Source organism: Streptomyces sp. NPDC037126 (assembly GCF_055605965.1).
In genome coordinates this window covers 250,698-273,386 of record NZ_JBVJTD010000012.1, presented here as the reverse complement: position 1 = coordinate 273,386, position 22,689 = coordinate 250,698, and the positions used below count along the sequence as shown (strand labels likewise).

Genomic DNA, 22,689 nt, shown 5'->3' with positions numbered 1-22,689 from the left:
GTGGTGGGGGTGCGGCAGGGCACCGGGTCGGCGACCGGGGGTCAGCTGGACAGGACCGCCTTGAGCACCGTCTGGCCGGCGACCGCCCGCAGGGCAGCCTCGTGGTCGGCCAGCGGGAAGGACGTCACCAGGCCGCGCAGGTCGAAGCGGGCGGTGAGGGCCGGCAGCAGTCGTACGTACTCGGTGAGATGGGCGCCGGTGAACGCCCAGGAGCCGACCACGTCCAGCTGCCGGTACACGATCTGGTGGGGGTTGAGCAGGGTGTCCCCGGCGTCCGTGTACTGGCCGATGATCAGGTAGGAGCCGCCGCGGCGGGCGAGTGTCAGGCCCTGGGCCACGGCCGCGGGCACGCCCGCGCACTCGATGACCAGGTCGGCGCCCCGGCCGCCGGTCTCCGCGCGCACCCGGTCCAGCGCGGCCTCCACCCCACCGGGTCCGGTGATGTCCACGTGGACGTCGCCGATGCCGGCCTTGACCGCGAGGTCGAGCCGGGCGGCCGGACCGCCCACCACGATCACCTTGGCGGCACCGGCGAGCCGGGCGAGCGCGGCGGCGGCGAGGCCGACCGGGCCCGCGCCCTGCACCACGACGGTCTCGCCGAGCCGCACCGGGCGGCGCTCGTACAGGGCGTGCACGACGGTGGGGCCGGCGCAGGCGAAGGCCATGGCCGCGAGCGGGTCGACGCCGTCGTCGAGCCGCACCACGGTGGTGCCCTCGTGCAGCACGATCGCCTCGGCCCAGGCACCGGCCAGTTCGGAGCCGTCGGCGAGTGCGCGGTTGACGCCGTAGGTGCGCCGGTTCTCGCACAGCGTCGGTTCGCGGTGCAGCCGGCAGGGCACACAGGTGCCGCAGGTGATCGAGGAGGCCCACATCACCGTGTCGCCGGGGCGCAGTTCGGTGCCGGCGGCGTCCCGGCGCGGGGTGCCGGGCCCGAACTCCTCCACGGTGCCGAGTCCTTCGTGGCCGAGGACCAGCGGGGTGGGGATGGCGAGGTGGCCCTGCTGGAGGTGCAGGTCGGTGCCGCAGATCCCGCCGTGGCGGCAGCCGACGAGCATGCCGCCCGCGGGGGGCGCGGGGACCTCGAACTCCCGCAGGCGCAGCGGCTCCTGGAAGGCCTCCAGGACGACGGCCCGGGCCCGCTGTCCGACGCGGCTCATACGAGGGCCCCCTCGAGCGCGGCGAGGAAGGTGGTGTCCAGCGGGCGCAGCGGCTCGGTGTCGCGGCCGACCACGTACTCGGGGCGCGGCTCGCCCGGCCAGCTGGGCAGGTTGGCCGTGTCGTTGTACGTCATGATGGCGAGCCGGCGCGGGAAGGGCGACATGTTGGGCGCCGAGCCGTGCACGATCTCGGAGGAGAACAGCACCACCGAGCCCGCCGGTCCCTTGGGGCTGGCCATGCCGCGCTCGGCGACCATGCCGGAGAGCTGCTCGGCGGTGAGCGCGATGTCGTCCGGGTCGAGGTGCTGCTCGGAGCGCGTGGCGCGGCGGCTGTCGTTGACCAGGCCGGAGCGGTGCGAGCCGGGCAGGAAGATGACCGGACCGTTGAACTCGTCGACGGCGTCGAGGAACAGGGCGACGTTGACCTGGCGGGGGGCGGGCAGGTTGTCGGCGATGCGCCAGGCGACGTAGTCCTGGTGCCAGGCCCACTTCTCGCCGCCGAAGCCCGGCTTGGCGTTGATCTTGAACTGGTAGATGTACACGTCGTCGGTGAGCAGCTGCTGCACCGGGACGAGCAGGCGCGGGTCGCGGATCAGACCGGCGTACTCCGGCTGGCGCTGGTGGGAGGCATAGACGGCGCGGACCCGCTCGCCGTCCTCCTCGACCACCCGCTGCGGGCCGGGAAGCGCGGAGTCCCGCTCGAACGCCTCGCCGAGGAGGGCCGCCTCGTCGGTGGACAGCAGGGAGTCCAGCAGCAGGAATCCGTCCTCGTGGTACCGGTTTATCTGTTCCTGGGTCAAGCGCATGGGAATTCCTCTCCGGAAATACCGGAAGTCTGGTGTGAGGTGAGTGCCGGACGGGGTCCGGGAGATCGGGGACGCGGTGCGGCGGTTCCGCATTCGGCGGGCGGACGGGGCCGGCCTTCTGGGCCGGCCCCGCTATCCCATGAAATTCCCGCCGTCCACGATGATCTGCTGGCCGGTGACATAACCGCTCGTGGCGGTCACCAGGAATTCCAGGGCATCGGCGACGTCCTGAGCGGTGCCGATGCGCCCGGCGGGGATCGTGCGGAGGATGTCCGCGCGGCGAGCGGGATCGTCGAGGCGGTAGCGCTCCACGACCTCGGGGGTGTCGGTGAAGCCGGGGATCAGGGCGTTGACCCGGATCGCCGGGGCCAGTTCCAGCGCCAGGCACTTGGTCAGCTGGAGCAGTCCGGCCTTGGCGGCGCAGTAGTTCGCGCCGTTCGCCCGCGGCCGGATCGCGGTGGTGGCCCCCACGTTGACGATCGCGCCACCGCCCGCCTCCAGCATGGCCGGGGCCAGTGCCCGGGTGAGCCGGTACGGACCGGACAGGTTGACCGCGAGGACCTCGTCCCAGTCCTCGTCGTCGAGGTCCAGGAAGGGACGGTCGCGGTTGATGCCCGCGTTGTTGACGAGCACCTCGGGTGCGCCGCCGGCGGCGAGGATCCGGGCGCAGCCCTCCCGCACCTGCTCGGGCCTGGCCACGTCCAGCCGTACGGGCTCGATCCGCCCGCCGCCGGCGGCCGCCGCCTCGTCGGCCGCGGCCTTGTCCCCGCGGTAGAGAGCGTAGACGTGGTGGCCCAGGCCGGCGAGGCGCAGGCTGAGGGTGAGCCCGATGCCCCGGGTGCCGCCGCTGACCACCGCTGTGCGCCGTGCGGTCATGGCGTCAGGACCAGTAGGTGAGGGTGCCCTCGGCGGTGACGCCGAGGAAGAACGACAGGGCGACCCGGCGGCCGGGGCCCTCGTTGCCGCGGACGGCGTGGTAGTTGCGCGGGTCGAACAGCACCGCGTCGCCCGCGCCGGGCGTGACCAGGACGCTCGGCTCGCGCTCCGCGAGCTCCTCCGCGTAGCCGTAGCCGTCGCGGTAGGCCTCGTCGCCGGGCAGCCAGCGGCGGCGGAAGATCCTGGTGGCGCCGCCGCCCTCGGGCATGGACAGGTACCAGTTGAAGCCGAGCTGGGCGATGACCGGCTCGTCGAGCGTGCCGGGCATCTCGCGGCCGATCTCGTCCCAGTGCATCTTCATGCCGCCGGTGGTCTCGCGGATCATCCCGGCGTACATCTCGCGGCCGTCGGCGCGGGCGGGGCGCATCGCGCCGCCCCAGGCGCGGCGGATGCGGTCCACGGCCGGCCGCAGCGGGTCGCCGCCGTCGAGCAGGACGGAGCGGTGCCTGGCGGACTGCTCGGCGTCCTGCCAGTAGGCGCCGCCCAGCCCGTGGGCGTCGTAGTGGTCGTAGGCGGCCGGGCCCAGCTTGGGGATCCGGGGGACGACGATCTCCTCGTCGTAGGAGCCCATGGGGCAGGTGTCGAGGCCGCGCAGGACGCCCGCGCATTCCTCGGGGGTGCCGAAGTTCCGTACGACGACGGCGCCCAGGTGGCCGGCGGCGAGCCGGACGAGGTGGTCGCGCGTCAGTTTCTCGGGAGTTTCGACGGTTTCGGCGTCGAAGAGGACGTATATCGGGGTCTCGTTGCTGCTGACATTCTCCCGCGCCGGGGCGGTTGCTGTTCCCACGTGTTCTCCAGATGATTGCTCAAGGAACAGGGTGTTTCTCGTTTCGCGGCGATTCTTCGTACGCTGTTCTGTCCGTTGAATCGACCGTACGAGGGGGCGATGGGGGTCCACACCCCTATCTCGCCCCTAAGCCCCCTGCAGGGCGTCTGTGTGCGCGGTGACCGTGCTGATCACCGCGGACGGGTGGTCGCTCAGGTAGAAGTGGCCGCCGGGGAAGATCCGCAGGGCGAAGTCCCCGGTGGTGTGGTCGCGCCACGCGGCCGCCTGCTCGGCGGTGACCCGCGGGTCGCTGTCGCCGAGCAGGGCGACGACCGGGCAGCGTACGCAGGCGCCGTCCTCGGGGGTGTAGGTCTCCACGGCGGTGAAGTCGGCGCGGACGGCGGGTACGACCAGCTCGATCAGTTCCGGGTCGTCGAGCATGCGCACGTCGGTGCCGCCGAGCCGGCCCAGCTCCGCGAGCAGTTCGGCGTTTGGCAGCCGGTGGATGCCGTCGTCGCGGCTGAGCGAGGGCGCCCGGCGGCCGGAGGCGAGGAACAGGTCCGGGGTGCGGGGCGCGCCCGACCGCTCCATGCGGCGGATCGTCTCGAAGCCGACGACGGCGCCCATGCTGTGCCCGAAGAACACCAGCGGGCGGTCCGCGGGCACGGTCGCCGCCAGTTCGGCGGCGATGGCCCCGGCGAGCGCGTCGACGTCGGTGAGGCAGGGTTCGCGGTGCCGGTCCTGGCGGCCCGGGTACTGCACGGCGAGCACGTCGTAGCGTGCGGACAGGGCCTCGGACCAGGGGTAGTAGAAGCTGGCGGAGCCGCCGGCGTGCGGGAGGCAGACCAGGGTGGCCGCGGCCCGGGCCGGCCGGCCGTGGTAGCGGCGCAGCCAGGGCCCGGGGTGGTCGAGGGGCGGTGTTCGCCCGGCGGCGGGCAGTCCGGCGCCGATCACGAGGCGACGAGGTCGCCGCGCAGCAGCGAGGCGCCCTCGGGTACCTCGGCCGGGTCGGAGCCCTGGTGCAGCACCCGGTTGTCGCGGTCCACGAAGACCACGTGGGGCTCCAGCCCGCGGGCCTCGGCGTCGGTGACGGTGGCGTAGGCGATGACGATGACCAGGTCGCCGGGGCTGATCAGCCGGGCGGCGGCGCCGTTGATGCCGATGACGCCGGTGCCGCGCGGGCCCTCGATGACGTACGTCGACAGGCGGTTGCCGTTGTCGATGTCGACGATGTCGACCTTCTCACCGGGCAGCAGGTCGGCGGCCTCCATCAGGTCGGCGTCGATGGTGACGGAGCCGACGTAGTGCAGGTCGGCCTGGGTCACCGTGGCACGGTGGATCTTGGACTTGAACATGGTCCGGTACATACGGTTCGTCTCCTGTGTCCTTGCGGAGGGCGGATGGACGTGCGGGCGCGGTCAGGCCGCGCTCATGCGGCGGCGCAGGCTCGCGGGGCGCAGATCGGTCCAGTCGGCGGCGACACGGGTCAGGCACTCGTCACGGCTGCCGGTGAACCCCACGGTGCGCCAGCCGGCCGGGGGTTCGGCGTCGGCCGGCCAGACGGAGTGCTGCTCCTCGTCGTTGACGACGATGGCCCAGGCGGTGCTCATCGGGCGTCACCGCCCGGCTTGGTGCCGGAGAACATGAAGAACACCAGCATCATGGAGGCGTCGGGGCGGGCGACGAACTCGTCCATGGCGTCCGCGACGATCTCGCAGGGCCGCTCGGCGGCCGGGTTGACGGCGACCATGGCGTGGGTGCGGGAGCGGATGTTCAGCTGGGGCGCGAGAACGTCCATGCCGACCTCCTCGCTGGAGATGGCGACCGCCTCGACCTTGATGTCGGTGAACCCGGCCTCACGCATGAGCTGTCCCAGCTCCCGGCCGATCAGGCGGTTGCCGCCGCGGCTGGCCTGCAGCTCGATGCGCAGCCGGACGACCTCGTCGAACTCGGGCAGGTCGGGCTGCGGGTGCAGCAGCCCCCACAGGGCGTCGTCGACGTCGATGACGGCGAGCCGGCCGCCGGGGCGGAGCACACGGTGGGCCTCGGCGAGCGCGTCCGGGGTGCCCGGCACGTGCTGCAGGACCAGCCGGGCGTGGACGAGGTCGAAGGAGTCGTCGGGCAGTCCGCTCTCCAGCGCCGAGCCCTGCACCAGCGTGAGCTGACCGGGGCGGGCCGGGGTGAGGTGGCCGCGGGCGTGCTCGATCAGGTCCTCGTTGAGTTCCAGGCAGGTGACGGACCCGTCCGGGACCTCCTCCAGCAGGCGCTCGGTGATGTAGCCGGGGCCGGAGCCGATCTCCAGCACGTCGGACTCGTCGGTGAGGCCGAACTCGCGCAGGATCCGGGCCTCCTTGTTCCAGGAGGCGGCGACCTGCTGGCGCAGCCGGTGGATCTCGTTCTCGGGGGCGTGGTGCTCGCCGGGCTGGTAGTAGGAGGACGGGCGCTCCGGGTCCGCGCCGGGCGTCTCGGCGAGGTCGGCGGCGGTGGGCGGAGTCACGGTGGTCATGGTTCTTCTTCCTGGTGAAGTGGTGAGCCGGTGAAGTGGTGAGCCGGTGAAGTGGTGCGGACAACTCGAAGGGTGCCGGTCGGCCGGGCGCCCTGCGGCGGGCGCCTGGTGGGGCGGTGACGGACGGTCAGCGGGGTGCCGGCAGATAGCCGGACTCGGCGAACCAGCCCAGGTAGACGCGGATCAGGTCGCGGTCCAGCGGCGGACAGGAGATGCCGGTGCCGGACAGGTGGGCCCGGGTGGCGTCGTCGCCGAAGCGGACGGCGGTGAAGCCGCCGCCGGCCGGGTCGAAGAGGCTGAGCAGCGGGTAGGCCGCGTTCTCCGGGTCGGCCTTGATCAGCTCGACCCACTCGGCGAGCGGGATCTCGTCCAGGCGGTAACCGAAGTCCCGGACGTGGCCGAGGAGCCGGTTCAGTGGCAGCGGGCGGGTGTTGACCTGGTGGTGGATGCCGCCGAGCGCCTCGGGGCGCCGGGCGACGGCCACGACGGCGCGGGCGACGTAGTCGACGGGCACCAGATCGGCCCCGGCGGTCAGCCCGGCCGGGGCGGCCCCCGCCTGGACGCAGCCCTTGACCACCCGCCACAGCAGGTCGTCGCTCTGGCAGGCGCCGGTGGCCGTGTGCCCGGAGATCCGGCCGGGCCGGTGCACGGTGACCGGCACCCCCGCCTCCCGGGCGAGCCCGACGACCTGCTCGGCGACCCACTTGCTCTGCGTGTAGCCCTGGCGCAGCAGCTCGGGCGGCCCGGCGACGGCGGTCTCGGCGACCGCGGTGCCGTCGGCCGGGGGCCCGGCGAAGACGCCGACCGTGGACACGTGGTGGACGGCGGCCCGGCCGGACGCGGTCGCCAGCCGCAGCACCTCGCGGGTGCCGTCGACGGTGGCGGCGCGCAGCTCCTCGTAGGGCAGCACCAGGTTCACGGCGGCGCCGGAGTGGTAGATCGCGTCGATCCGGCCGGCGAGCGCCCGGTAGGCGTCGCCGGTCAGGCCGAGGCGGGGCGCGGCCAGGTCGCCGGGGACGGGGCGGACGCGGTCGGCGCGGGCAGGGTCCCACAGGCCGTATCCGGACAGCGTCTTCTCCAGCCGCCGCTGGGCGCCCGCCTCGTCCTCGGCCCGCACCAGGCAGTGCACGGTGGCGTCGGTGGCGCGCAGCAGCTCGTCGAGGAGGAAGGCGCCGAGGAAGCCGGTGGCGCCGGTGAGCAGGACGTCGTGGACGCCGCCCGGCCGCTCGGGGGCGGGGAAGCCGGTGATGCCGTCGCCGAGCCGGATGTCGGCGCGCATGGCCTCGACGGGCGCCCCGGCCGGGGCGGCGCCGGCGCCGGCCTCGTCGAGGACCGCGGCGACCCCGGAGACGGTCGGCTCGGCGAACAGCGTGCGCAGCGGCAGTTCGGTGGCGAACTCCTCGCGCAGCCGGAACACCAGCCGGGTCGCCAGCAGCGAGTGGCCGCCCAGGTCGAAGAAGTTGTCGTGGGCGCCGACCGTGTCGAGGCCGAGCAACTCCCGCCAGACCACGGCGACCCGCTCCTCGGTGGGGGTGCGCGGGGCCGTGAACGCGGTCCGGGCGGTGGTCCGCGCGAGTTCGGGCACCGGGAGCTTCTTGCGGTCCACCTTGCCGTTGACGGTCAGCGGCAGCGCCGGCAGGACCACCACGGCGGCGGGCACCATGTAGGCGGGCAGCCGGTCGGCGACGTGCGTGCGCAGCGCGGCGCCGGTCTCCTCGGGGCTCTCGCCGGTGCGGGCACCGGGCTCCAGGGTGACGTAGCCGTACAGGCGGAGTTCGCCGTCGCCGCCGGGCTGCGGCCAGACCACGGCCGCGTGCACGTCCTCGTGGTCGAGCAGGGCGGCCTCGACCTCGCCGGTCTCGATGCGGTAGCCGCGGATCTTCACCTGGTGGTCGGCCCGGCCGACGTACTCGAACTCGCCGCGCGCGGTGAGCCGGGCCAGGTCGCCGCTCTTGTAGAGGCGCTCGCCGGTCCGGTCGGTGAAGGGGTGCGGCACGAACCGGTCGGCGGTCTTGTACGGGTCGCCGAAGTAGCAGCGGGCGAGCCCCGGACCGCCCACGTACAGCTCGCCGGTGACGCCCATCGGTACGGGCTGGAGCAGTTCGTCGAGGGCGTACAGCTCCATGTCGGGCATCGGCCGGCCGATCGGGCTGCGCCGGTTCAGCCGGACGTCCTCGGCGGTCATCTCGCGGATGGTGACGTGGATGGTCTCGGTGATGCCGTACATGTTCACCAGGCGCGGCGAGCGGTCGCCGTGCCGTTCGAACCAGCTGGCGAGCGTGCCGGACTCCAGTGCCTCGCCGCCGAAGATGATCGACCGCAGCGGCAGCTCGTCCGGCTCGTGCCGGGCGTCCACGGCGGCGAAGTGCACGAACGCGGACGGCGTCTGGTTGAGGACGGTGACGCCCTCCTCGCGGACCAGGGCGTAGTAGGCCTCCGGGTCGCGGGCGGTCTCCACCGGTACGACGACGAGCCGGCCGCCGTGCAGCCAGGCGCCCCACATCTCGACCACGGAGACGTCGAAGGCGTAGGAGTGCAGCATCGGCCACACGTCGTGCTCGTCGAAGTCGTAGGCGGGCGTGGCGGTCATCGCGGCGAACATCCGGGCCACGGTGGCGTGCCTGACCTGGACGCCCTTGGGGGTGCCGGTGGACCCGGAGGTGTAGATGACGTAGGCCGCGTTGTCCGGGGTGAGGGGTGCCGGGTCGCGCACGGGCACCGGCCGGGCCGGGTCCGGGAATGGCAGCTCGGGCCGGTCCAGGACGAGGAGGTGGCCGTCGTGCTCCGGCAGGGCCTCGCGCAGCGACGTGTGGGTGATCAGCACGTGCGGGGTGGCGTCGGCGAGGATGCGGGCGAGCCGGGCGGGCGGGTACAGCGGGTCCATGGGGACGTACTGGCCGCCCGCCTTGAACACGCCGAGGATCGCCACCGCCGTGTCCGGGGAACGCTCCAGGAAGAGGCCCACGCGGGTCTCCCGGCCCACCCCGGCCGCGCGCAGCCGGACCGCCAGCGCCTCGGCGCGGGCGTCCAGTTCGGCGTAGGTGAGGTGCTCGCCGCGGCAGGTGACGGCGACGGCGTCGGGCCGCCGCCGGGCGTGCCGGGCGAACGTCTCGTGCAGGCACTCGGTGACCGGGAAGTCCTGGACGCGGCGCCCGATCTCGAGGACCCGGCGGCGCTCGGTGCCGCTCAGCAGCGGCAGCCGGGACAGGGTGGTCTCCGGTGCGGCCACGGCGCCCTCGAGGAGGGTGCCGAAGCGGTCGATCATGCGCTCGGCGGTGCCGCGCTCGAACAGGTCGCTGTCGTACTCCAGGGTGGCCGCCCAGCCCTCGGCGCGCCGGCCGACGATCAGCTGGAGGTCGAAGCGGGAGGTGCCGTTGTGCGTCTCGACCGTCTCCACGCTCAGGCCGGGCAGCTCCAGGGCGCTGGTCGTGGCGTTCTGGAGGACGAACATGGTGCGGAACAGCGGGGTGAGGTGGCTGCCCCGGTCCGGCCGCAGATCCTCGACGATCTTCTCGAACGGCAGCGCCTGGTGGGCGTAGGCGCCCAGCGCGGTGGACCGGGCCCGGCGCACCAGGGTGGTGAAGTCCGGGTCGCCGGACAGGTCCAGGCGCAGCGGCAGGGTGTTGACGAAGAGCCCGATCAGCTCCTCGGTGTCCAGGTCGGTGCGGCCGGCGATCGGGGTGCCGACGAGGATCTCCTGCTCGCCGGTGCAGCGCTGCAGGACGGCGCCGTAGGCGGCGAGCAGGACCATGTACGGCGTGACGCCCAGGGTCTTGGCGAACGCGGCCACCCGCTCGACGAGCGCGTCGGGCAGGCCGCGCCGCACCCGGGAGCCGCGGTATCCGGGCTCCTCGGGGCGGGGCCGGTCGGTGGGCAGCTCCAGGGTGGGCAGTCCGCCGGAGAGCCGCTCGCGCCAGTACGCGAGGTCGGCGTCGAGCCGGCCGGCGTCGAGGCGTTCGCGCTGGCGCCGGGCGAACTCGGCGTACCGCACGGCAGGACGCTCCGGCTCGGGCTGGTCCGCGCCGGTGACCAGCCGGGTGTAGGCGGCGCTGAACTCGCGCACCAGGACGTCCAGCGACCAGCCGTCGCAGACGATGTGGTGCACGGTCAGCGACAGCACGTGCTCGTCGTCGGCGAGCCGGGCCACGGCGGCGCGCAGCAGCGGCGGCCGGTCCAGCGCGAACGGCTCGGCGGCCTGCTCGCGCAGCCACCCGGAGAGGGTGCGCTGGTCCCCGGTGGTGAAGTCCACCAGCGGCACGTCGAGTCCGGCCTCGTCGGCGGGCAGCACGGTCTGCCCGGGGCGGCCCGCGCGGACCCCGAAGGCGGTGCGCAGCGTGTCGTGGCGGCGCACCACGGCCCGGAAGGCCCCGCGTACGGCGTCCAGGTCGAGCCGGCCGGTGAGGCGCACGGCCAGCGGGATGTTCTGCAGCGCGGTGCCCGGCACCAGTTCTTCCATGAACCACATGCGCTGCTGGGCGAACGACAGGGGTTCGGGCGTTCCCGGCCCGGCGGCCGGTCCGGCCGTCGTCTCGATGGTCTGGGTGGTCACTGTTCCACCGCCTCGGCAGTGTCGTGGGTCTGGGCGCGGACGGCGAGCTCCGCCATCCGCCGTACGGTCGGTTCGTCCAGGAACTCCTCCAGCGGCAGCTCGGCACCGAAGAGCCGGCCCGCGCGGGAGATCAGCTGGGAGGCGTTGAGGGAGTCGCCGCCGAGCATGAACAGGTCGTCCTCGGGGCCGATGCCCTCGATGCCGAGCAGTTCCTGCCAGAGGGCGGCGATGCGGGTGACGGGCTCGTCAGCGGCGGGGACGGCGGCCGGTCCGCCGGCGGATCGCGGCTCGACGGCGGTCTCCGGCCGTCCCGCGGGCAGGGGGTCCTTCGCGGGTACGGCCGCCGGGCCCGTCTCCGGGGCCTCGATCCAGTGGCGGCGGCGCAGCATCGGGTGACCGGGCAGGTCCACGACCCGGGGCCGGTAGCCCTCGGCGGAGACCTCCGCCGGTTCGTCGGGGAGTCGTACGGGGACGCCGCGTGCCCACGCCTGTCCCGCGGCCTGGAGCAGATGGCGCCGGTCGGATCCGGACTGCTTCGCACCGCGCAGGGTCGTCACGGGCCGTACGGCGGGACCGGCGACCTGGGCGGCGAACCGGCCCAGCGCCCGGCCGGGACCGAGCTCCAGCAGCACCGCGTCCGGGGCGGCGGCCAGCAGCTCGGCCACACCGTCGGCGAACCGGACGGTGGCCCGGGCCTGCCGGGCCCAGTAGCCGGGGTCGGTCGCCTCGGCGTCGGTGATCCAGGTGCCGGTGACGTCCGAGACGAAGGGGATCTCGGGGGTGCGCAGCTGCACGGTCGCGACCAGTTCGGCGAACGGGCCGGTCATCGGGTCGAGCATCGCCGAGTGGAAGGCGTGCGAGGTGGCCAGCCGCTTCGCCTCCACCCCGCGCCCGGCGAGCCGCGCCTCGGCGGCCGCGACCGCCTCGTGGGTGCCGGACAGCACACAGCGCCGGGGCGCGTTGAGCGCGGCGACACCCAGCTCGGGCCCGGTCAGTTCGGCCGCCTCGGCCTCGGTGAGCTCCACCGCCAGCATGGCGCCGCGCGGCAGTTCGCCCATCAGGCGGCCCCGGGCCGCGACCAGCCGTACCGCGTCGGGCAGGGTGAACACCCCGGCCAGACAGGCGGCCGTCCACTCCCCCAGGCTGTGCCCGAGCAGGGCGGCCGGGCGGACGCCGCGCGACTGCCACCAGCGGGCCAGCGCGTACTCGACGGCGAACAGCGCGGGCTGGGCGAGGCGGGTGTCCACCAGCGGATCGGCGGTGCCCTCGGCGGCGGGCGCGCTCAGCAGGGCCCGCAGGCCGATGCCCTCGGCGGCGAGCAGCGCGGCGACCTCGTCCAGGTGGCGGGCGAACTCCGGCTCGGTGCGCAGCAGTCCGGCGGCCATGCCCTGGTACTGGGTGCCCTGCCCGGGGAAGAGGAAGGCTACCGGCGTCTCCCCGCGGGCGTGCTCCTTCCCGGCCCGGCGCAGGGCGCCGGCGGCCTCGGCGGGGCCGCTCGCGACCACGGCGGCGCGGTGGGGGAAGCGGCGGCGCCGGTGGGCCAGGGTGTGGGCGATGTCGCGGAGGCCGGGGGCCGGGGTGTGCGCGGGGGCGCCGGGTACCGTCGTGCCGGGCGCGCCGGTGCCGGTGCCGGTGGCGGACCGTTCGAGGGCGCCGGCGAGCCGGGAGGCGGCCTCGGCGAGGGCGGTCTCGCTGTGCGCGGAGACCACGATCAGCTGCTCGGCGGTGTCCGTGCCGTCCACGGCGCGCGGTGCGGCGGGCGGCTGTTCGAGCACCACGTGCGCGTTGGTGCCGCCCACTCCGAAGGAGCTGACGCCGGCCCGGCGCGGCCCTTCGCCCGCCGGCCACGGGGTGAGCCGGTCGACCACGGCGAACGGGGACTTCTCGTTCGTGCGGGGGTTGCGCCGGCGGTAGTGCAGGCTCGGCGGCAGCAGGCCCTCGCGCACCGCGAGCACGGTCTTGATGAGGCCGATCACTCCCGAAGCGGCGTTCAGATGACCGACGTTGGTCTTGACCGAGCCGACCGGCACGGTGCCCGGCGCCAGCCCCTCGGCGGTGAACACCTCGTCGAGCGCGGCGAGTTCCACCGGGTCGCCGATGGCGGTGCCGGTGCCGTGCGCCTCGACGTAGCCGACGGCGGCGGGGCTGATCCCCGCCGTCGAGTAGGCGTCGTGCAGCACCTGGACCTGACCGTCGACGCTGGGCGCGGTGTACCCGGTCTTGCGGGCGCCGTCGTTGTTGACGGCCGTGCCCAGGATCACCGCGTGCACCCGGTCGCCGTCGGCGAGGGCGTCGGAGAGCCGCTTGAGCGCGACCACGCCGACACCGCTGCCGAAGACCGTGCCGGAGGCGTCCGCGTCGAAGGCGCGGCAGTAGCCGTCGGGCGACTGGATGCCGCCGGTCTCGTAGACGTACCCCCAGTCCTGCGGCAGCTTCAGGGAGGCGCCGCCGGCCAGGGCCACGTCGCACTGGTAGTCCAGCAGCGCCCGGGCCGCCTCGGCGACCGCCACCAGCGAGGTGGAGCAGGCGGTCTGCACGGTGACGGCGGGCCCGGTCAGGCCGAGCCGGTGGGCGACCCGGCTGGTCAGGTAGTCCTTGTCGTTGCCGTGCAGCAGCGCCGCCGGGTACTCGCCGAGCAGCCTGTCGCGGCCGAGGCCGGGCAGCACGTTGAGCACCAGGTAGGCGTTGAAGGACGTACCGCCCCACACCCCGATCCGGCCGCCGGCCCGCTCCGGGTCGCAGCCGGCGTCCTCCAGGGCCGCCCAGCACTGCTCCAGGAAGAGCCGGTGCTGCGGATCGGCGAGGGCCGCCTCGCGCGGTGTCATGCCGAAGAAGTCCGCGTCGAAGTCCTCCGCGTGCCGCACCGGGGCGACGGCCGGCACATAGCCGTCCGGTGCGCCCTCGGGTACGGCGGTGCGCTCGACGGACTCGACCCCGCCGACCAGGTTGTCCCAGAACCCGGCGACGTCGTCGGCCCCCGGGACCCGGCAGGCGAGGCCCACGACCGCGATCCGCTCGATGTCGTCGGGCTCCGCGGGCTCGCCGGACGCGCCGAGCGCGCCCAGCGCTCCGTCCGTGTCGTACTCCTGCATCGTCACCCTCGGTTCCCCCGGTTCAGCCATCTGCCTGTCCCCTTCTCATGCGGCGCCGCCGGTCGGCGGCCCGCCGGGCCCGCTCGTCCGCCTCCCGGCGTGCGGTGCCCGCGGCGCCCGGCGCCGGGGCGCCGGGGCCCGCGGCGGCGGTGAGGCCGTCCAGGTGGCGGGCGAGCGTGGCGAGCGTGGTGTGCCGCATCAGGTCCACCACCGGTACGTCCACGCCGAGTTCGGCGCGCAGGCGCAGTTGCAGCGCCACGAGTTGCAGCGAGTGGCCGCCGCGGCCGAAGAAGGTGTCGTCGGGGCCGATGTCGTCGGCGCCCAGCAGCTCCTGCCACAGGTCCCGCACCCGCTGCTCGGTCCCGGTCGCCGGGCGGCGCGCCGCGGCCGGACCCGCCGTGGCACGGGTGCGTGCGCGCAGCGCGGGCACGTCGACCTTGCCGTTGGCGGTGAGCGGGATCGCGTCGACCACGTCGACGCGGCCCGGGACCACGGCCGCGGGCAGCCGGGCCGCGAGATGGGCCCGCAGCTCCTCGCCGGTGACGGGCCGGCCGGTGGTCGCCCACGCGGCCAGCTGGGTGTCGCCGGTCGCGTCCTCGAACGCGGCGACGACGGCGTCGGTGACCGCGGGGTGCTCACGCAGCCCGTGCTCGACGCCGGCCGGGTCGACCCGGTGGCCTCGCACCTTCGCCTGCCGGTCGGCGCGGCCCGCGAACACCACGGTGCCGTCGGGCCGGTGCCTGCCCAGGTCGCCGGTGCGGTACAGCCGTACGCCCGGAAGGCCGGCCGGGTCGGCGGCGAACCGGCCGGCGGGGTCGCCGTCCAGGTAGCCGGCGGCCAGGTGCGGCGAGCGGACGACGATCTCGCCCAGCTCGCCGACGGCGGCCGGTACGGTGCCGCGCAGCACGAGCAGCTGGGTGCCGTCGACGCCGCGGCCCAGCGGGACGGTCTCGTCCGCCGCCGGGTCGCCCACCGGGGACCAGGCCGGGGCCTGGGGGGTCTCGGTGGCGCCGTAGAAGGCGGCGAGCCGGGCGCCGGGGGCGAGCCTGCGCAGGACGGCCGTCTCCCGGCCGGTGAGGACGTCACCGCCGAGGAACACATACCGCAGGTCGGGCAGGCAGCCGTCGGCGAGCCCGCCGAGGAAGCGGACGGTCGGCGGGGTCAGGTGCAGCACCGTGATCCGCTCCCGGCGCAGCCACGCCCCGTACGCCTCGGGCGTCGCCAGGTCGTCGGCGCCGGGGACGTGCAGCCGGGCGCCGAGCGCCAGCGGCACGAACACGTCGCGCAGCAGCGGGTCGTGGCTCAGCCCGGAGGTCAGCGCGAACCGGTCGACCGCGGAGACCTCGAAGACACGGGTGTACCAGTCGACGAAGTGCGCGAGCGGCCCGTGCGGTCCGACGACTCCCTTGGGGGTGCCGGTCGTACCGGAGGTGAAGGCGACGTAGGCGGTGTCGTCCGGGCGGGCCGTAACCGCCCCGGGGCCGGGTACGGCCGGCTGTGCGGCGGAGCGCGGCACGGTGACCACGCGGGCGAACGCCGGCGCCGTACCCAGCGTCTGCGGGGTGTCCGCGCCCGTCTCCAGCCAGGCCCGGGCGCCCAGCGCCTCGGCGATCAGCCGGCGCCGCTGTTCCGGGTGGGCCCGGTCCAGCAGGGCGAAGGCGGCGCCGGTGCGCAGCGCCGCGAGGACCGCGACGACCAGCTCGGGGCCGCGGGTGGCGTGGACGGCCGCCACGTCGCCGCGTCCGACGCCGGCCGCGCGCAGCTCGCCCGCCAGGGTGGCCACCGCCTCCTCCAGGGCGCCGTAGGTCAGCTCGCCGCCCCGGTGGCCGAGGGCCACCGCGGTGGGCCGCTCGGCGGCCCGGCGCGCGGCCCGCTCGTGCACCGCGGCGGTCCACGGGCCGGCCGGCAGCGGCGCCGCCGGGTCGGGCAGCGCGGCCGGGCGGGGCGCGTCCAGGTCGGCCAGGGCGCGGTCCGGCTCGGCGGCCGCCGCCGCGAGGAGGGCCTCGAACTGGTCGAGGAAGGCGGCGACCGTGCCCGCGTCGAACAGCGAGGCGTCGTAGACCAGGTCCAGGCCGAGGGAGCCGTCGGCGCCGGGCTTGACGTAGAGGGTGAGGTCGAAGCGGGCGGCGAGGTCCTCGGTCTCCACCAGGCGGGTCCGCACGCCCGGCACCGGCGGCAGCGAGTCGTCCAGGTTGAGCATGTTGAACAGCACCTGGAAGACGGGCGTGCGGAGCGGGTCGCGGGCGACGGCGAGACGCTCCACGATCCGCTCGAACGGCACCCCCTGGTGCGCGTCGGCCTCCAGCGCGCCGCGCCGCACCCGGTGCAGCAGTTGCCGGAAGGACGGGGTCCCGGACAGGTCGGTGCGGACCGGCACGGTGTTGACGTACAGTCCGACGCCGTCCTCCAGGTCGCGCCGCACCCGGCCGGCGACGGGCATGCCGACCACGATGTCGTCCTGCCCGGACCAGCGGGCGAGCAGCGCCTTGTACCCGGTCAGCAGGGCCATGGACAGCGAGGCGCCGTCCTCGCCCGCGAGGCCGCGCAGTCGTTGCGCCGTGTCGGCGTCGAGGGTCCGGCGGGCCCGGGATGCGGGCCGTACGGCCTGGTCGCGGCGGGGCCGGTCGGTGGGCAGCCGCAGTTCGTCCGGGGCGCCGGTGAGCGCCTCGACCCAGTGCCCCAGCTCGGCCGCGCCGTCCTCGCCCTCCTGCCGCGCCCGCTGCCAGGCCGCGAAGTCCGCGTACTGCACGGGCGGTTCGGCGGGCGGTACGGGCGAGCCCTGGACGCGCGCGGTGTAGGCGGCGGTGAGTTCGCGCACCACCAGCCGCATCGACCAGCCGTCGGCCGCGATGTGGTGCACGGACAGCTGGACGACGTGGTGGCCGTCGGCCAGCTTGAGCAGCTGGGTGTGGAGCGGGGAGGCGGTGAGGTCGAAGCGGCGTGCGGTGAAGCGCGCGGTGTGCTCCGCGCGGGCGCTCTCGCGGGCGTCCGGGGCGTGCCCGGACAGGTCCACGAGCGGCAGCACGTCCTCCACGCCGGGTTCGGTGACGACCTGCCGGGGGCTGCCGTCGACGGTCACGTAGACCGTGCGGAGCACCTCGTGGCGCCGGATCACGTCGTGCAGCGCCGCGCGCAGGGCGGCGGTGTCGACGTCGCCCTCCAGGTGGAGTTCGCCCGCGATGCGGTAGGCGAGCCCGCCGGGCTGGAGCTGTTCGACGAACCACAGCCGCGCCTGCGCGGAGGACAGCGGCAGCCCCTGGGGGCCGCGCGGCAGCACGGGCAGCGGCTTCGGTGCCTCGGCGCCGGCCGTGGCCGCGCCGGTCGCGGCGAGGGCGTCGATCCGGACGGCGAGCGCGGACAGCTCGGGTGCGTCGAACAGGTCCCGCAGCGGGAGTTCGACGCCGGTGCGCTCGTGCAGCCGGGCGGCGGCCCGGACGGCGAGCAGGGAGTGTCCGCCCAGCTCGAAGAAGTGCGCGTCCGCGCCGACCCGGTCGAGGCCGAGGAGCTCGGCCCACACCTCGGCGACGGCCCGCTCGGTGGCCGTGCCGGGCTCGCGAAGCGGTTCGCCGGACTCCTCGGCCAGCTCCTCGGGGGCCGGCAGCAGGGCGCGGTCCACCTTGCCGTTCGGGTTGAGCGGGAAGGCGTCCAGCAGGAACAGATGGGTGGGGATCATCGCGGAGGTGAGCCGCTCGGCGAGGTGGGCGCGCAGTCCGGCGACGGTGGCGGTCACCGCGGCCGCGGGCTCCCGGAGGGCGTAGCCGACGAGGGTCAGCCTGCCGTCCCTGCCGGGCCGGGCCAGCACCACGGACTCGCGCACCCCGGGGTGGCTGTCCAGGGCGTCCTGGACCTCGGCCGGTTCGACCCGCACCCCGCGGATCTTCACCTGGTGGTCGGCGCGGCCCAGGTAGTGCAGCCGGCCGGTGCGGTCGAAGCGGACCCGGTCGCCGGTGCGGTAGACCCGGGCGCCCGGTGTCGCGGAGAACGGGTGCGGGACGTACCGGTCGGCGGTCAGGTCGGGCCGGTTCTGGTAGCCCCGGGTGACACCGGTGCCGCCGAGGTACAGCTCTCCGACGACCCCGGGCGGTACCGGGCGCAGCTCCGCGTCGAGGACGTACAGCTCGGTGCCTGGCAGGGCACGGCCGATGGGCGGCACGCCGCCGTCGGGCTCGCACACCTCGGTGGTGCAGAAGACGGTGATCTCGGTGGGGCCGTACGCGTTGACGATCCGGCGGCCCGGCGCCCAGGTGCGCACCAGGTCGGCGGAGATGGCCTCGCCGACCGAGGTCAGCTCGGTGACCTCGGGCAGTTCGGCGGGGTCCATGGTGGCCAGCACCGACGGGGTGGCGCTCAGCGTGGTGATCCGCTCGCGGCGGATGGTGTCCACCAGCGGCGGCCCGGGGCGCAGGTGCTCGCGCGGCGAGACGACCAGGGTGGCGCCGGTGGTCAGCGCCATCATCCATTCCCAGGTGCTGACGTCGAAGCTGATGGAGGCGTTCTGCAGCACGCGCCGGCCGGGCGCGGACGGCATGGACTCGCGGTGCGCCAGGTCGAAGTCGACCAGGCCCGCGTGTTCCACCATCACGCCCTTGGGGCGGCCGGTGGAACCGGAGGTGTAGATGACGTAGGCGAGCCGGCCGCCGTCCGGTTCGGGCAGCGCGGGGGCGTCGGCCGGCGGCTCGGGTACGTCGTCCAGGTGCAGCACCGGTACGTCCACGGCGGGCAGCCGGTCCACCACCGTGCGCTGGGCGAGCAGCAGGGCGACGGCGGAGTCCTCGATCATGTACTCCAGGCGCTTGACCGGGTAGGTCGGGTCCAGCGGGATGTAGGCGCCGCCCGCCATGAGGACGGCGAGCAGCCCGACGAACAGCCGTGGGGTGCCGTCGCCGGTGAGTCCTACCTTGACCTCGGGGCCCACGCCACGGCTCCGGAGTACGAGGGCCAGATCGCGTGCCTGGTCCACGAGCTGGCGGTAGGTCAGCTGCTCGTCCCCGCAGGCGACGGCGACCGCGCCGGGGGTGCGGGCGGCCTGGTCGAGGACCAGCTCGTGCACGCCCCGGCGGTCCAGGGCGGCCCGGTCGCCGGGCCTGCTCCAGTCGGTGAGCACCTGCCGGTGCTCCTCGGGGGCGAGCATCTCCAGCGTGGCGTGCGGGGCGTCGGGGCGGGTCGCGCAGGCGGCGGCGAGCGCGGCGAAGTGCCGGCCGAGGGCCTCTGCGGTGCGCGGCTCGAACAGGTCGACGGCGTAGCGCAGGGAGCAGCTGACCCGCCCGTCGACCTCCTCGGCGAAGACGGCGAGGTCCTGCTCGCTGCCCTGCACCGGCACCGGGTACGGCCGCATCTCCAGGTCGCCGACGGACAGCCGGGCCCCGGCCGCGCCGGTGGCGAACAGGGACAGGCCCTGCTCGGAGTGGACCGAGGTGGACTCGTAGTAGAAGGCGACGTCGAACAGGCCGGTCCCGGCGCGGTCCCGGGCGACCTGCTCGGCGACCAGCGGATAGGGGTAGTCCTGGTGCTCCATCGCGTCCAGCGCGGTCTCCCGCACCTGCTCCAGCAGGCCGCGGAAGGTCCCCCGCCGCTCGATCCGGGTGCGCAGCACCATCAGGTTGGCGAAGTAGCCGACGACCTCCTCGAAGGCGGGCCGGCCGCGGCCGGTGGCGACCGAGCCGAGCCAGACGTCCTCCTGGCCGGTGTAGCGGTGCATCAGCAGGTTGAACACCGCGAGGACGGCCGTGTAGAGGGTGCCGCCGGTCTCCCGCGCGAGCCCCCGCAGCGCGGCCGTGACGTCCGCGTCGAGGGTGAACGCGTGCACGGCGGTGCGGTGCCCGGGCCGGGCCGGACGCGGCCGGTCGGCGGGCAGCTCCAGCCGGGGGATCTCGCCGTCGGCGGTGTCCAGGGCCTTCGCCCAGTGCGCGGCGCTCGCCCGGCCGCGCGGCCCGGTGACCAGGTCCTGCTGCCAGCGCACGTACTGGGGGTAGTCGGCCGCGGGCACCGCGAGCCGGACCGGGCGCCCGGCGCGGGCCGCGGGGTAGGCCTGCTGGAGGTCGCGCAGCAGCAGCGAGAAGGCCCACAGGTCGGCCGCGATGTGGTGGGTGCCGATCAGCAGGACGCTGCGTCCGGCACCGGGCCGCAGCACCTCGCAGCGAAGGAAGGCGCCGGCGGCCAGGTCGTACGGCCGCTCCACGAAGGCGGTCACGGCCGCGTCGACGTCGGCGCCGCCGGTGAGGTCCCGCTCGGCGAAGTCGACGCGGATGCCGGTCAGCACGCGCTGCACCAGTTCCCCGCCCTCGCGCAGCACGGCGGTGCGCAGCACCGGGTGGTGGTCGAGGATGCGCTGCAGCGCGACGCGCAGGGCCGGGGCGTCCAGCTCCCCGGTGACCTCCGCGGCGAAGCACAGGTTGTAGGCGGGGCTGCCGGGGTTCATCTGGTCGAACAGCCACAGGGCCCGCTGGCCTTCGGAGACCGGGTGGGTGACCGGGGCGGTGGGGGGCGCCTCGGGGCCGTCCTCCGCCGGGGCGGTCGCGGACCGGCCGGTGCCGTCCGCCTGGGCGGCGGCCCGGCGCAGCAGGCGCTCTCTGAGCAGGGCGCGGCGGGCGTCCGCCGGGTCCGGGACACCTGTCGTGGGCGGTGCCTGATGTGTCGTCATATCTCACTCGCCGCGTCGTCGGCCAGCCTGCCCAGCAGCGAGTCCACCTCCTCCGGGGAGAGCGCGTCGAGGTCGTCGAGCAGCCGCTCGATGTCCGCGGGGTCGTCGAGGTCGGGGCCCTGTCCCGGCGATGCGGCGGACGGTGCCGGGACGGGCGTGCCGGGCCCGGCGTCCGGTCCGGACGTCAGCCACTCGGCCAGGTCCGCGGCCAGGTCGACCGGGGTGGCCCCGCGCAGCAGCCGCACGACGCTGATCTCCGCGCCGAAGACGGCCGCGACCCGGCGGCGCAGCTCCAGTCCGATGACCGAGTCCACGCCCAGCCGGTTGAGCGGCTTGAGCGCCGGCACCCGGTCCACGCCGGTGCGCAGCATCGCCGCGGCCGCCTCACGCACCCACTCGGTCAGGGCCGCGAGACGGGTGTCGGGGTCGGCGGCGCGCAGCGCGTCCAGGTCGAGGACGGCCTCCTCGGCCGTCACCGCGGCCGGTGCCGCGGTCGCCGGCGCGGGGGTCTCCCGGCTCCGCCAGACCGAGCGGCCGATGTGCAGCAGGGGGCTTCCGGCCGCGTCCAGCACGGTGGTGCGGGCGGTGCCGTCGGCGGCGCGCAGCACGTGCACCCGCTCGGCCCGGACGTCGTCGTGCGGTCCGCCGTAGGCGCTGATGTCGTGCAGTGCGGTCGGCGCGTGGGCGCCGAGGACCGCGGCGGTGACGCGCAGCGCCAGCTCCAGATGGGCGCGCCGGCCGGTGCCGGTGCCCGGGCGCAGGCGTACCAGGGTGTCGTCCCCGTCGTGCACGGCGGAGGCGACGGCGGTGTCCGCGACGTACCGGTGGGCGGTGCACCGGGCCGTCAGCTCGGCCGGGTCGGGCAGCAGGGGCGCGGCCGCCGGGCCGGTGCCGGGCCGGGCGGTGGCGAGCCGGAGCCAGCCGGTGTCCGGGGTGCGGGCGTGCACGGCGACGGCGTCCGCGCCCGGGGCGACCGGCGCGGCGAGCACCGAGGCCTCCTCCGGCGCCAGGTCGTCGCCGCCGTCCCAGGTGACCGTGACCGGACCCGCCGTCGCGGCGGGGCCGAGGCCGGACAGCGCGGCGGCCGCCACCTGTCCGGCGAACTGGGCCTGCCGGCCGCGCAGCGCGGGCCGCGGGGCCTCGGCGGTGACGGCCGTGAGGAACCGCACCCGGTGTCCGCCCACGGGCGCGCCGGCCCGTACGGTGCCGGTGCGCCGCAGCTCCCACAGGGTGCGCAGCACGTTCTCCTGCTCGGCCTCGCCGCGCCGCAGCGTGGGCAGCACCAGCGGGGTGACCCCGCGGGCGGCGCAGCAGTCGGTGAGGGAGGGGCCCAGCGTGGGGTGCGGGCCGACCTCGACGAAGGTACGGCAGCCCAGCTCCAGCAGGGTGTCGACGGCCTGCACGAACCGCACCGGCTCGCGCAGGTTGGCGGCCCAGTGGGCGCCGTCCGCGCAGGTTCCGTCGAGCAGGGTGCCGGTGACCGTCGACACCAGCCGGCCGGCAGTGGCCCGGGGCCGGGCGAGGTCCCGGGCCGCCTCGGCGAACTCGGCGCGCAGCGGCTCGAGGAAGCGGCTGTGGAAGGCGATGTCGCCGGGCAGGGTGCGGGCGAACACCTCGCGGCCGGTCAGCTCCGCCACGATCGCCTCGACCGTGCCGGCGTCCCCGGCGACGAGCGTGGCCTGCGGGGCGTTCCAGGCGGCGACGTCGGCGCCGCCGCCGTAGGTCGCGATGAGCGCCTCGGCCCGGCCGGCGTCGATGCCGAGCAGCGCGGTGCGGCCGGTGCCCACGGCCTTGCGCATCAGCTCGCCGCGCAGCCGGGCCAGGCGCAGCGCCTCGGGCAGGTCCAGGGCGCCGGCCGCGGCCGCGGCCGCGATCTCGCCGAGGCTGTGTCCGGCGAAGTGGTCGGCCACCAGGCCTCGTTCGGCCAGCAGCCGGGCCAGGGCGATCTGCAGCGCGACCAGCGTGGGCTGGAGGACCGCCGGGTCCGCCAGCTGCGACTCCCCCTCGGGTGCGGCCAGTTCGGCGAGCAGGGACCAGCCCGTGGCGCCGAGCAGCGCGTCGTCCGCCGCCTCGAGGACCGCCCGCACGGACGGTTCCCGGGCCATGAGGTCGCGCCCCATGCCCAGCCACTGGTTGCCCTGACCGGAGAAGACCAGGGCGGTGCGGCCCCCGGCGGGGCCGTGCGGTTCGTGGGCCGCCACCCTCGCGTGGCCGGCCGGAGTCGTTGTCGTCACCGG

General features: G+C 75.4%; 12 protein-coding genes. All 12 read right to left on the bottom strand.

Going from position 1 to position 22,689, the window contains the following annotated elements:
* Window positions 1-41: 41 nt before the first annotated feature.
* The gene (locus tag ACZ7FF_RS25975) at window positions 42-1,157 is read right to left on the bottom strand and encodes a zinc-binding dehydrogenase (RefSeq protein WP_470814697.1); all 1,116 of its coding nucleotides are present in this window, start codon (window positions 1,155-1,157) and stop codon (window positions 42-44) included.
* The gene (locus ACZ7FF_RS25970; protein ID WP_470814696.1) at window positions 1,154-1,963 is read right to left on the bottom strand and encodes a phytanoyl-CoA dioxygenase family protein; all 810 of its coding nucleotides are present in this window, start codon (window positions 1,961-1,963) and stop codon (window positions 1,154-1,156) included. Before ACZ7FF_RS25970 ends, ACZ7FF_RS25975 begins: the two co-directional genes overlap by 4 nt.
* A 132-nt stretch (window positions 1,964-2,095) precedes the next feature.
* Window positions 2,096-2,839, bottom strand: a complete 744-nt coding sequence (locus ACZ7FF_RS25965) for an SDR family NAD(P)-dependent oxidoreductase (protein ID WP_470814694.1) — start codon at window positions 2,837-2,839, stop codon at window positions 2,096-2,098.
* A gap of 4 nt (window positions 2,840-2,843) precedes the next feature.
* Entirely contained in the window at window positions 2,844-3,686 is an 843-nt protein-coding gene (locus ACZ7FF_RS25960; RefSeq protein WP_470814692.1) for a phytanoyl-CoA dioxygenase family protein, read from the bottom strand.
* A gap of 126 nt (window positions 3,687-3,812) precedes the next feature.
* Window positions 3,813-4,619, bottom strand: a complete 807-nt coding sequence (locus ACZ7FF_RS25955; protein WP_470814690.1) for a thioesterase II family protein — start codon at window positions 4,617-4,619, stop codon at window positions 3,813-3,815.
* Window positions 4,616-5,032, bottom strand: coding sequence for an aspartate 1-decarboxylase (gene panD, locus ACZ7FF_RS25950; protein ID WP_470814688.1), 417 nt, complete (start codon window positions 5,030-5,032; stop codon window positions 4,616-4,618). Before panD ends, ACZ7FF_RS25955 begins: the two co-directional genes overlap by 4 nt.
* A 51-nt stretch (window positions 5,033-5,083) precedes the next feature.
* Complete coding sequence (locus ACZ7FF_RS25945; protein ID WP_470814687.1) at window positions 5,084-5,275, bottom strand: MbtH family protein; 192 nt, start codon at window positions 5,273-5,275, stop codon at window positions 5,084-5,086.
* On the bottom strand, window positions 5,272-6,171 hold the full coding sequence (locus ACZ7FF_RS25940) for a class I SAM-dependent methyltransferase (RefSeq protein WP_470814685.1): 900 nt from the start codon (window positions 6,169-6,171) through the stop codon (window positions 5,272-5,274). The genes ACZ7FF_RS25945 and ACZ7FF_RS25940 overlap by 4 nt, the downstream gene beginning before the upstream one ends.
* A 127-nt stretch (window positions 6,172-6,298) precedes the next feature.
* Complete coding sequence (locus tag ACZ7FF_RS25935; RefSeq protein ID WP_470814683.1) at window positions 6,299-10,720, bottom strand: non-ribosomal peptide synthetase; 4,422 nt, start codon at window positions 10,718-10,720, stop codon at window positions 6,299-6,301.
* Window positions 10,717-13,812: a type I polyketide synthase gene (locus ACZ7FF_RS25930; protein ID WP_470814732.1), complete on the bottom strand. Its 3,096-nt coding sequence runs from the start codon at window positions 13,810-13,812 to the stop codon at window positions 10,717-10,719. The genes ACZ7FF_RS25935 and ACZ7FF_RS25930 overlap by 4 nt, the downstream gene beginning before the upstream one ends.
* A gap of 22 nt (window positions 13,813-13,834) precedes the next feature.
* On the bottom strand, window positions 13,835-20,452 hold the full coding sequence (locus ACZ7FF_RS25925) for an amino acid adenylation domain-containing protein (protein ID WP_470814681.1): 6,618 nt from the start codon (window positions 20,450-20,452) through the stop codon (window positions 13,835-13,837).
* Window positions 20,449-22,686 carry an acyltransferase domain-containing protein gene (locus ACZ7FF_RS25920; RefSeq protein WP_470814679.1) on the bottom strand — a complete coding sequence of 746 codons (2,238 nt, stop codon included), beginning with the start codon at window positions 22,684-22,686 and terminating at the stop codon, window positions 20,449-20,451. The genes ACZ7FF_RS25925 and ACZ7FF_RS25920 overlap by 4 nt, the downstream gene beginning before the upstream one ends.
* Window positions 22,687-22,689 lie beyond the last annotated feature (3 nt).